Source organism: Pseudomonas rossensis (assembly GCF_039888995.1).
Lineage (GTDB): Bacteria > Pseudomonadota > Gammaproteobacteria > Pseudomonadales > Pseudomonadaceae > Aquipseudomonas > Aquipseudomonas rossensis.
Genome location: NZ_JBBWCB010000169.1, coordinates 1 through 10,154 on the forward strand (window position 1 = coordinate 1; position 10,154 = coordinate 10,154).

Below are 10,154 nucleotides of genomic sequence, written 5' to 3' on the forward strand. Positions count from 1 at the left end.
ACTTTTTCGACTTTGGCGTCGGGACGCATCATGACGGACTGGCTCCAGAAAGAAATCGGGAGCACAGCATCGGACATCAGGTTTCGGCTTGGAATGTGGGCTTCATGGAGCGCTTACAGGGTATCTACCAAAAGTGGGCGATTCACTTAGCGCCATGCTATCAAGCAACGTCAAACAAACAACGTCAAAAACCCAGTCATTTAGCGAATTCCTCGCGTCTGGAATTTTTTCATGGCGTGAAGTGTAAAGTGCAAAAGGTGTCCTAGACTACAGGCTTAAATGGTCTGATTTCTTGAATTTTTCACCGCTGCAACTACTGGATTTTTATATGAATTCAGACAGTCTTCAGACGCAGCACTGCCTTTATCGAATGCCCCCTATCGACCCAAGAGCGGGATGCAAATATGAACAGTAGTTCAGTAGCGGGCTCTCGATTCAGCGTACTTGATGGATGGCGCGGCATAAGCATCTTGCTTGTCTTGGCATGCCACCTGCTACCACTTAGCCCAAAGCCTTGGCAATTTAATGCCGCCGCAGGCGTTATGGGAATGGCTATATTTTTTACGTTATCGGGTTTCCTGATAACAAACTTTCTGCTCAACAACAGCAGCGTCGTTGATTTTTTAATCCGCAGAATCTTTCGGGTTGTGCCTCTCGCCTGGTTGTACATGCTCATTGCTTTACCTGTCATGAACAGCACTCCGGAGTTCTACATCGCAAACTTTCTGTTCGTTGCCAACTGGCCGCCTATGTGGCTTGGCAATGTAAACGGCCACCTATGGAGTTTGTGCATGGAGGTCCAGTTTTATTTCGCCATCGCTTTGCTGGTAGTTCTGATGAGAAACAAGTGGGTGCTGCTGATCCCTGTTCTCTGCATCGCCGTCACGATGTACCGGGTCATGAATGATGTGCATGTCGCAATCAACACTTACTACCGCATTGATGAAATACTTTCCGGATGCATACTGGCACTGATATACAACAATAGACTGGGCAACATCCTTGACAAACTTCCGACACCACCGGGGGTCGCGCAAATATTTTTATGCCTCCTGTTTGTCTTGTCCTGTCATCCCGCTGCGGGCTTCATGAACTACTTCCGCCCCTATCTTGCCGCAGCAATGGTGGGGAGCACGTTACTAAATAGTCGGACACGAATTGCCCAGATGCTGAATAATCGCGCTCTATTTTATATCGCCACCATCTCGTACGCTCTCTACGTTGTTCATCCACTGCTAATACATACTTGGCTGGGTAGCGGAGATACCGTCATAAAATATCTGAAGCGCCCTTTGTTGTTCGCCGCCATTTTTATCACCGCGCACATCTCGACCTTCTATTATGAAAAATGGTGGATTGCTTTTGGTAAGAGATTTGCCAAAAAAGTAGCTAGCCAATCTGTTACATCGATCGGTTGAATCCACAGTCGATTGCGGCCTTCACGACAGGAAGCAATCCGGCTAAATGTGGACGGTCGTCCCCGCTAAAAAGCCTGTACTTTGGAAGATGTTTTTTTGGTAGATATCAGGCTTTTTCACCAACTCACATACAGACCTCCTCGAAGTGCTGAATGAGATTTCGGCATTGATGTCCTTCGCGTATGCGCGGCATGGGCCGATACCCGACGATCATCCACTGTCACAGACAGGCTTTTCGCATCTGAAATAGAACGCCTCCTTGGCCGGCTGATCGGCAGTAGCTACCGCCACAAGCAAACGCATGCAGCCGTGGTTAAAGCTACCGCCTGCCCTGCCGATAACTCCGTCCATGGACTTGTGTACCTCCGGTACAACGGTCATGACTGACCTTGCGACCCATGCACTCTACCGCTTGGCCGCGTCATTTAAGGAGAAGTGACTGTGATCATTGGTATTGACCTGGGCACCACCAACAGCCTCGTGGCTGCGTGGGATGGTGAACAGGCCCGGATACTCCCCAATGCCTTGGGCAACCTCTTCACGCCGAGCGTCGTGGGTCTCGATGATCATGGCCAATTGGTTGTCGGGGATATCGCTCGCGAGCGGTTGCACACCCATCCGCAACTCACCGCGTCGCTGTTCAAGCGCTACATGGGCAGCGCCCGTGAGACGCGGCTCGGTGGGCGCGCCTACCGCGCGGAAGAACTGTCGGCGATGTTGCTGCGCAGCCTCAAGGCCGACGCCGAGCGTGCCTTGGGCGAGCCTGTTCACGAAGCGGTGATCAGCGTACCTGCGTACTTCAGCGATGCTCAGCGCAAGGCGACGCGGGTCGCTGGTGAGCTGGCCGGGTTGAAAATTGAAAAACTGGTCAACGAACCGACCGCCGCCGCATTGGCCTACGGCCTTCAACAGCGAAACGAAACGACCTTTCTGGTGTTCGACCTCGGTGGGGGCACCTTTGACGTATCCATCATGGAGCTGTTTGAAGGCGTCATGGAAGTTCGCGCCAGCGCCGGCGACAATTTCCTCGGCGGTGAAGACTTCGATGAGCTGCTCGTGGAGCATTTCATCGCAAAAATCGGCGCCGCCGATTTGCCGGACACGGCCCTCCCTGCCATTGCACAACGGTTGCGGCGTGAAGCGCAACGGGTTCGCCATGTGCTGGGACAGGCACAGACCGCACGCTTTACCCTGCGCGAGCAACCGCGCGAGTGGAGCATCGAACTGACCCAGGGCGACCTTGCGGACATCTTCCGTCCCTTGCTGGATCGCTTGCGTGCGCCGATCGAACGCGCACTGCGCGATGCGCGGATCAAAGTCGCGGACCTCGACGAGATATTGCTGGTGGGCGGCACGACGCGTATGCCGCTGGTGCGCAAGCTGGTGGCGGCCCTCTTCGGGCGAATCCCGTCGATGCAGCTCAACCCGGACGAAGTGGTCGCGCAGGGCGCGGCGGTCCAGGCGGCACTAATGGCGCGTCATGCTTCCCTTGAAGAAGTGGTGCTGACCGATGTATGCCCCTATACCTTGGGCATCGAAACGTCGGTTCAGGTGGGGGCGGGTTTTCAAAGCGGCCACTACCTGCCGATCATCGAGCGTAACACGGTGGTGCCGGTGAGCCGTTCCCGCGTTGTGTCCACCCTCACTGACAATCAGAAAGTGGTCAGTCTGGGTGTCTATCAGGGCGAAAACCGGCTGGTGAGTCACAATATTTTCCTGGGGCAGTTGGAAATCGCCGTGCCGCCGCGCAAGGCCGGTGAAGTGACCCTGGAGGTGCGCTTCACCTATGACAACAACGGTTTGCTCGAGGCGCAGGTGCACCTGCCCATCAACGGCGAAACCCGCAGACTGGTCATCGAGAACAACCCCGGCATACTGGCCCCAGAAGAAATTGCCCAGCGGCTCGCCGCCCTCGAAGCGCTCAAAGTGCACCCCCGCGATCAGCAGATCAATACGCTGCTGCTGGCCCGGCTGGACCGCTTGTATCAGGAAAGCCTGGGCGATGGCCGGCAGCATATTGCCGGGCTGGCGTTCCATTTCCAGCAAATGCTCGACACTCAGGACGAACGTCAGATACGCGAAGCCCGCAGCGACATTACTCAGCGCCTGGGTCATTTCGAGCGAGAGGTTTAAGCCCCCATGAACCATTGGCAAGTACTCAGCCTAACGCCGAACGCGGACGAACGCAGCATCAAGCGAGCCTATGCGCGCTTGCTCAAAACCCATCGTCCAGACGAAAACCCTGATGCGTTCCAGCGCCTGCGTGAAGCCTATGAAGCTTCGCTGGCCGAGGCTCGCTGGCGCGCGAAGGCGGATGAGGAAATCGTTGATGCCCCGTTAGCCGTAAGCGCACTCGGCCCGCAATGCCCCCAGGCGGACGAAGTTCCTTCGCTGGCCATCCCTGTGGACAGCGTCGATAGCTCAACCCGTCCTCCAGAACCGTCTCTTGGGCAGATGCAGCAGTGGCTGGCCGACGGTAAAGACCGGCAGGTAATGGACGCGCTGCGCGCCTGGCTGGCCAGCGACTGGCTTATATCCTTCGAACACCGCCAGCGGTTCGAGCAAGATGTATTGGCTTGGCTCGAGTCCGCCCCGCATTGGTCGCCAGCGTTCTTCGATGGCGTGTGCCAGATCATGGGATGGGACGAAAAACAGGGCACGTTACCGTGCGAATACTGGCGTTGGGACAGGCTGATCCGGCGGTGCGAGGTGCAGGCCATGGAGGCAACCGTGCGCGGCGAGCTGGCCAGATTCGATGCCGAGAAAATCCACGGGCAGGCCGCCGCCTTGCTGCTCAAACCCATGAGTGACCGCCACCGTCGTGAAATGGCCGATTACTTTACCAGCCTCGACTGGCAACGCTTTTCACAGCTCGCCCAGGACATTGAATACCAATACCCCGAGGTGCCCCAACGTCTCGGGCTGCAGCCACTGGACAACTGGCGGGACTGGTTGCCGGCCACCCACTATTCAGGGGTCTACCTGTTCTTGTGGCTGGCGCTCTCTGCTTTACTGGTGGTTTCGCTGCTGGCCGGGTCGTCGAAAAATACCGGGTTGGTCACCTCGGTCCTTATGCCGATCTTCATGATGGCGGTGATGTGGGTCGGCCTGAAGGCTTACCAGGTGTGGGCCATGGTGGCCGTGAGGCTGGGGCAGCTGGATGTGCTGCTCAGTGGATGGTTACTCCCGCGGGGATGGTATCGGCAAGGCGCCGGGCTCTTGGTGCTGCGCCACATCCTCCCCAGTGCAATACCGGCAGTCGTGGCTTACGCCTGGTCCGATCATGTGCTGTGGCTGCAATGGATGAGCCCCGTGGTGGTGTTCCTGGGCACGATTTATTTCACCAATGCTGCGCTGAGCGGCGGACAGCTCTCGTTGCCCGCTCGGGCATTACGAGCCATCAAGCTGAAAGTCGATCGGTTGCCCTGGCACGTGCTCAAGCGCGAAGGTGTTCTCGTTTTGGTGGCCGTGGCGACGATGGCAGGTTGGGTCTATTGGCATATGAAACCGGTGGTTTAGGGTCACGCAGGGCGCAGACAGATCCGTACGACTGGACGAACTGGAAGGCCAACGGCTGCTGCAACGGGAGCCCCGCTCAACAACGCGTCTGGTGCTGGAGACCGGCAAGCACTGTGTCAAAGTTACTGCCTGCCAAAACGAGGGCATTCGTCGATTTTTTGGTTGGGCATGCTCAAGTGGATGCGTGGGCAATCCGACTGGATGCCAGACGAGGGGCCTGAGGTTATATCAACCGACATAGACCACCGGTAAGCTCGTTAGGGAGTCGCTCATTACGCTCCAGGAGTGGATGACTGGTATCGGCTATGGATTCAACCGGTCGATGCAACACAACTAAATTCTGTGTAAGCCGAGTCATTATGGATGACGCGAATCGGATACCATTTTGACCCGGTTGCAAAACGCTCAGGGAGAGCACCATGTCTGCACAAATCCAACTATCAGAAAATGTAACGGAGGCAGAGCGCCTCGCCATTCTGACCCCGCTGCTGGCCCATAATCTGACTAACGGCGGAGACGACGCGCATGAAACATTTGCTCTGCTGCTACGAGCCCCTGACAGGGACGAAGTCATTGGCGGGCTGTACGGGAAGATCTCCTATCGATGGCTACTCATCGATCTTGTCAGTGTTCCTGAACAGATGCGGGGCCAGGGTATCGGGGAGCGATTAATGCGCATGGCCGAAGATATCGCGCAAAAGAAGAACTGCATTGGAATTTGGCTAGAGAACTTCAGCTTTCAAGCGCCAGGTTTTTATCGAAAACTTGGGTACTCCGAGTTCGGACGCTTGGCAGATTACCCGCCAGGACATACTCGACTCTATTACCAAAAGACGCTGTGCTAACAGCGTTTTTAGTTGATTTTGCTCTCGTAGATCCCAACGCCTGGTGATAATGCAGCTGCTCTGCGGGTTAGTCGTTGGTAGACTCTGCTCCAGGCTTCGCGCAGCTTCAGAAACCGGTTAGGTCCGCTATGGGTTGTAGATTCAACCGGTCGATGCAACAGATTGGCTAAATCGTTCAGCGGGCGTTTCGTAGTTTGGGGCCTGCCGGAGAAGATGTCCGGGCTAGACTCGCTCATCCTGCAGCCCTGCCATACTGTTCAGCATGACCCGCGCAACCTTCCGCTTCTACGAGGAGCTCAACGATTTCCTGCCGGCCGAACGGCGGCGGCAGTCCTTCACCTGCGAGTGCGCGCGAGGAGCGACGGTCAAGCACATGATCGAGGCGCTCGGGATACCGCACACGGAGGTCGAATTAGTGCTGCTCAACGGCGAGTCGGTGGGCTTGGAGCGGATGATCTTCGACGGTGACCGGCTGGCGGTGTATCCCAAGTTCGAAGCACTGGACATCAGCCCGCTGCTAAAGGTTCGTGCGCAACCTTTACGGGTGCTGCGCTTCGTCGCTGATGCGCACCTTGGCGGGCTGGCCAGCCTGCTGCGCATGAGCGGCTTCGACACCCTCTACGACAATGGCTTCGAGGATGGCGAGATCGCCGAGATCGCTGCGCAGCAAGGACGCATCGTGCTAACCCGTGACCGCGAACTGCTCAAGCGACGGATCATCAGCCACGGCTGTTACGTGCATGCCCTGAAACCGTCGCTGCAGCTGCGCGAGTTGTACGAGCGCCTCGACCTGGCGCGTAGCGCGCGGCCATTCAGCCTGTGCCTTCATTGCAACCTGCCGCTGCACGAGATCAGCCCGGAACTGGCCCGGTCGCAGGTGCCGCCACGCGTTGGCATCCTCTATTCGCACTTCCTGCGCTGCAACGCCTGCCAACGGGTTTACTGGGAGGGTTCGCACTGGCGCGGCATGTGTGCACTGCTGGCACCTCTGCTGGACCGATAGCCGAGCGCATCGGGCCGCCTCTACGACTTGAAGCGCCCCACCAGCCCGTTCAGTTCATTCGAGAGGTGCGAAAGCCGGCCTGAGTCTTCTTGCGCAGAGCTGGCCAGCTTTCGACCAGCCGCGCCTCGTCGTAGATCTGCTGGATATGCCGATTGATCTCTTCGGCCTCACTAAACAAATCAATCCCCATTTAATGCATCGCCAAAATCCCAGATTTTAAGGATGGCTTTCCAAACGCCAAAACCACAGTTAATGTAATAAGAACAACAAAATAAATAGCGACCTCTACATGAAAAACTGGCTGACTCTGATTCTCGCTTTACCTACCGCGAATGCCACCGAGCGCATGCGAGCCTGGCGTGCTCTGAAAGCCTCAGGTGCGGCGGTTTTGCGCGATGGTGCCTATCTGTTGCCTGATACCGGTGTCTGTCGCGATGTTCTGGCGTCTGTCGAGCGCGACATCCTTTCTATCAATGGCACTGTTTACATCCTGCCCGTGGTCGATCCGGAGGGTGAGCGCTTTGTCGAGTTGTTCGACCGTAGCGATGACTACAGCAAGCTACGCGCAGAGATTGAAGAGTGCCGTGGGCAGCTCAATCCTGAAAGCGCATTGGCCACCACTAAACAAATTCGCAAGCTGCGCAAAAACTACGATCAGCTCACCCACATCGATTATTTCCCAGGTAAGCCAAAGGAGCAGATTGATTCAGCCTTGCAGGAGCTTGAGACGGCTGTCAGCAGAGCGTTGGCTGCGGATGAACCACATAGCCGCGACGAGCCCATAACGGCACTCAACCGTGGTGATTATCAACGTCGTGTCTGGGCAACACGTAAGCGTCCGTGGGTTGATCGTCTGGCTTGCGCCTGGTTGATTCGGCGCTTCATTGATCCTGAGGCTCGGATCCTCTGGCTGAATACGCCACATGACTGTCCGGCAGACGCGCTGGGCTTCGACTTCGATGATGCGACCTTCAGTCATGTCGGCAATCGCGTGACCTTCGAAACCCTGCAAGCCAGTTTTGAGCTTCAAGAGTCCGGCCTGAACCGCATCGCGGCGTTGGTGCACTACCTCGATATCGGCGGCATTCAGCCTTTGGAGGCTGCCGGCATCGAGCGCGTGCTGGCAGGACTGCGTGAAACCATTGCCCATGACGACCACTTGCTGGCTGCTGCCAGCGCTATCTTCGACGGACTGCTCGCCGAGTTTGTGAAAGAGGAACAACCCAATGAGTAAGGTGTTGGCATCAACGGCTGAAGAGAACCTATCAAGGCCGGAGGCGATCAGCTTGCGTGAGGCATTCCGGTTCTGGTTGAAGCTCGGTTTCATCAGTTTCGGCGGGCCAGCAGGGCAGATTTCGATCATGCACCAGGAACTGGTAGAACGTCGGCGCTGGATCTCCGAACGACGCTTTCTCCATGCGCTCAACTATTGCATGTTGCTGCCTGGGCCAGAGGCTCAGCAATTGGCGACCTACATCGGCTGGCTGATGCATCGAACCTGGGGCGGAGTGATCGCCGGAGTGTTGTTTGTGCTGCCCTCACTGTTCATCCTCATCGCTTTGTCGTGGATGTACATCGCGTTCGGCGAAGTGCCTGTGGTGGCCGGCCTCTTCTATGGGATCAAGCCTGCCGTGACGGCCATCGTGGTGCAGGCGGCACACAGGATCGGCACTCGGGCGCTGAAGAATAATTGGCTGTGGGCGATAGCAGCAGCTTCATTTACCGCGATCTTCGCGTTCAATGTTCCTTTCCCGCTGATCGTATTGGGGGCAGCGTTAATCGGCTATGTCGGAGGGCGTCTGGCGCCTGAGAAGTTCAGAACCGGGGGCCATAGCGCTGCCAAAAAGTCCTTCGGCCCGGCCTTGATCGATGACGACACCCCGTCCCCGGAACATGCCCGGTTCAGCTGGATGAAACTGGCGCTGCTGGCCCTCATCGGCGCGGCGCTGTGGGCGTTGCCGATGGGAGTCCTGACCGCGCTTTTTGGCTGGGAAGGTACCTTGACCCAGATGGGCTGGTTCTTTACCAAGGCCGCGCTGCTTACTTTTGGCGGAGCCTATGCAGTCCTCCCGTATGTCTATCAAGGAGCGGTCGGTCACTATGGCTGGCTTACCCCGACTCAGATGATCGACGGTCTGGCACTGGGGGAAACCACACCAGGGCCGCTGATCATGGTGGTGGCCTTCGTCGGCTTTGTTGGAGCGTACGTCTCACAAGTGTTCGGCGCCGATCATGTGTTTCTGGCCGGGGCTCTCGCAGCCACCCTGGTGACATGGTTTACCTTCCTGCCCTCGTTCCTGTTCATTCTCGCCGGTGGCCCGCTGGTGGAATCGACCCACAACGAACTCAAGTTCACTGCACCGCTTACCGCAATCACAGCGGCGGTGGTTGGAGTGATCCTCAATCTGGCATGTTTCTTCGGCTATCACGTGCTGTGGCCGAAGGGCTTCAGCAGCAACCTCGACTGGCCCTCTGCACTGATCGCCATTTTGGCGGCAATTGCCTTGTTCCGCTTCAAACGGGGCGTCATTCAGGTGCTGATGGCTTGCGCGCTCGTCGGCTTGGCGGTGCATCTGCTGCGCTAAGAGAGGATGTGATCAGCCGGCGCTTGCGGGCGCAGGCGGCAAAACAAACAAAAACGGGCGCCTTGTCGGGCGCCCGTTTTGTTTGGGGTTACGTGCTGCGGGTTTTGGTCGCTTGCAGCCTTTTCACCCACTGCCGAACGATGCAGACCATCGCAGCCAGCAACTAAGCTTTATCAGGAGGCCTTCGCGAAACCCTGAAAAGTCAGGAGGCACACAATGAGCAAACAACCTCAACCCCGGAGCCGCTCCAACCCCCAACCCAGATCTCGCCCGGTAGTGCCTGCCCTGCCCTGCAAAACAGGCACCCGGTCCGGGGGCTTGCGCGGTAACTACCCACCGAAGAAGTCCAATTGAGCCCAAGCGTGCGGCAGACTTTGCAATTGAGTCTGTTGGACTTCTTTATCCGCCGTTATGGCTGATCAGTGCGATTTTTTCGATACCGAAGTCCCGGCTTTGCTCAACCCTTTCGTGTTGTGATCACCTGGAGTCGAGGTCGAGACTGCTCTGGCTTTGTCTAAGCCGCGAGTATCTTTGGAGTGGGCGATGCCTGAAGTCGTTTGGCCATGACCGCTATCACTATTGCGAACACTGCCGTAGTGGTTTCCGCTTTCGCCACGGTCGCGAACAGCCTTGCCGGCATGATCGCTGGACAGTCCATTACCGCGGCCGTTGCTGTCAGAGTTGCCGGAGTGACCTGAACCGCTATGACCGCCGCCTGTACCGCCGCCATGGCCACCGCCATTACCACCTCCGTTTCCGCCCCCATGACCACCACCATTACCAC

At 57.1% G+C, this 10,154-nt stretch carries 10 protein-coding genes; 8 read left to right on the forward strand and 2 right to left on the reverse strand.

Going from position 1 to position 10,154, the window contains the following annotated elements; genetic code table 11:
- The 6 genes from WLY71_RS27145 to WLY71_RS27170 all read left to right on the forward strand — a co-directional run.
- A partial coding sequence (locus tag WLY71_RS27145) for a hypothetical protein (protein ID WP_347806008.1) occupies positions 1-266 on the forward strand: 266 nt, incomplete at its 5' end.
- A 138-nt stretch (positions 267-404) separates the two neighbouring features.
- The gene (locus WLY71_RS27150; protein WP_347806009.1) at positions 405-1,418 is read left to right on the forward strand and encodes an acyltransferase family protein; all 1,014 of its coding nucleotides are present in this window, start codon (positions 405-407) and stop codon (positions 1,416-1,418) included.
- Positions 1,419-1,859: 441 nt separating this feature from the next.
- The gene (locus WLY71_RS27155) at positions 1,860-3,551 is read left to right on the forward strand and encodes an Hsp70 family protein (RefSeq protein WP_347806010.1); all 1,692 of its coding nucleotides are present in this window, start codon (positions 1,860-1,862) and stop codon (positions 3,549-3,551) included.
- Between the two features lie 6 nt (positions 3,552-3,557).
- A complete protein-coding gene (locus WLY71_RS27160) occupies positions 3,558-4,937 on the forward strand; it encodes a J domain-containing protein (RefSeq protein ID WP_347806011.1) in 1,380 nt (459 codons plus the stop codon).
- Positions 4,938-5,356: 419 nt separating this feature from the next.
- On the forward strand, positions 5,357-5,782 hold the full coding sequence (locus WLY71_RS27165; RefSeq protein WP_347806012.1) for a GNAT family N-acetyltransferase: 426 nt from the start codon (positions 5,357-5,359) through the stop codon (positions 5,780-5,782).
- Between the two features lie 262 nt (positions 5,783-6,044).
- On the forward strand, positions 6,045-6,785 hold the full coding sequence (locus WLY71_RS27170; protein WP_347806013.1) for a Mut7-C RNAse domain-containing protein: 741 nt from the start codon (positions 6,045-6,047) through the stop codon (positions 6,783-6,785).
- 49 nt (positions 6,786-6,834) lie between these two features.
- Here the strand turns inward: WLY71_RS27170 and WLY71_RS27175 are convergent, their stop codons facing one another.
- Complete coding sequence (locus WLY71_RS27175) at positions 6,835-6,975, reverse strand: hypothetical protein (protein WP_347806017.1); 141 nt, start codon at positions 6,973-6,975, stop codon at positions 6,835-6,837.
- A 99-nt stretch (positions 6,976-7,074) separates the two neighbouring features.
- On the opposite strand from WLY71_RS27175, the gene WLY71_RS27180 reads away from it, so the two are divergent.
- Complete coding sequence (locus WLY71_RS27180; RefSeq protein WP_347806014.1) at positions 7,075-8,019, forward strand: chromate resistance protein ChrB domain-containing protein; 945 nt, start codon at positions 7,075-7,077, stop codon at positions 8,017-8,019.
- On the forward strand, positions 8,012-9,370 hold the full coding sequence (gene chrA, locus WLY71_RS27185) for a chromate efflux transporter (RefSeq protein ID WP_347806015.1): 1,359 nt from the start codon (positions 8,012-8,014) through the stop codon (positions 9,368-9,370). The genes WLY71_RS27180 and chrA overlap by 8 nt, the downstream gene beginning before the upstream one ends.
- A gap of 419 nt (positions 9,371-9,789) precedes the next feature.
- Here the strand turns inward: chrA and WLY71_RS27190 are convergent.
- Positions 9,790-10,154: hypothetical protein (locus tag WLY71_RS27190; RefSeq protein WP_347806016.1), on the reverse strand; the 365-nt coding region annotated here is incomplete at its 5' end.

What these genes read in the sequence shown, in the direction of transcription:
- WLY71_RS27160 (WP_347806011.1), top strand. Translation starts at nt 3,558, where the DNA reads ATGAACCATTGGCAAGTACTCAGCCTAACGCCGAACGCGGACGAACGC.
- WLY71_RS27165 (WP_347806012.1), top strand. Translation starts at nt 5,357, where the DNA reads ATGTCTGCACAAATCCAACTATCAGAAAATGTAACGGAGGCAGAGCGC.
- WLY71_RS27170 (WP_347806013.1), top strand. Translation starts at nt 6,045, where the DNA reads ATGACCCGCGCAACCTTCCGCTTCTACGAGGAGCTCAACGATTTCCTG.
- chrA (WP_347806015.1), top strand. Translation starts at nt 8,012, where the DNA reads ATGAGTAAGGTGTTGGCATCAACGGCTGAAGAGAACCTATCAAGGCCG.
- WLY71_RS27175 (WP_347806017.1), bottom strand. Translation starts at nt 6,975, where the DNA reads ATGGGGATTGATTTGTTTAGTGAGGCCGAAGAGATCAATCGGCATATC.
- WLY71_RS27150 (WP_347806009.1), top strand. Translation starts at nt 405, where the DNA reads ATGAACAGTAGTTCAGTAGCGGGCTCTCGATTCAGCGTACTTGATGGA.
- WLY71_RS27180 (WP_347806014.1), top strand. Translation starts at nt 7,075, where the DNA reads ATGAAAAACTGGCTGACTCTGATTCTCGCTTTACCTACCGCGAATGCC.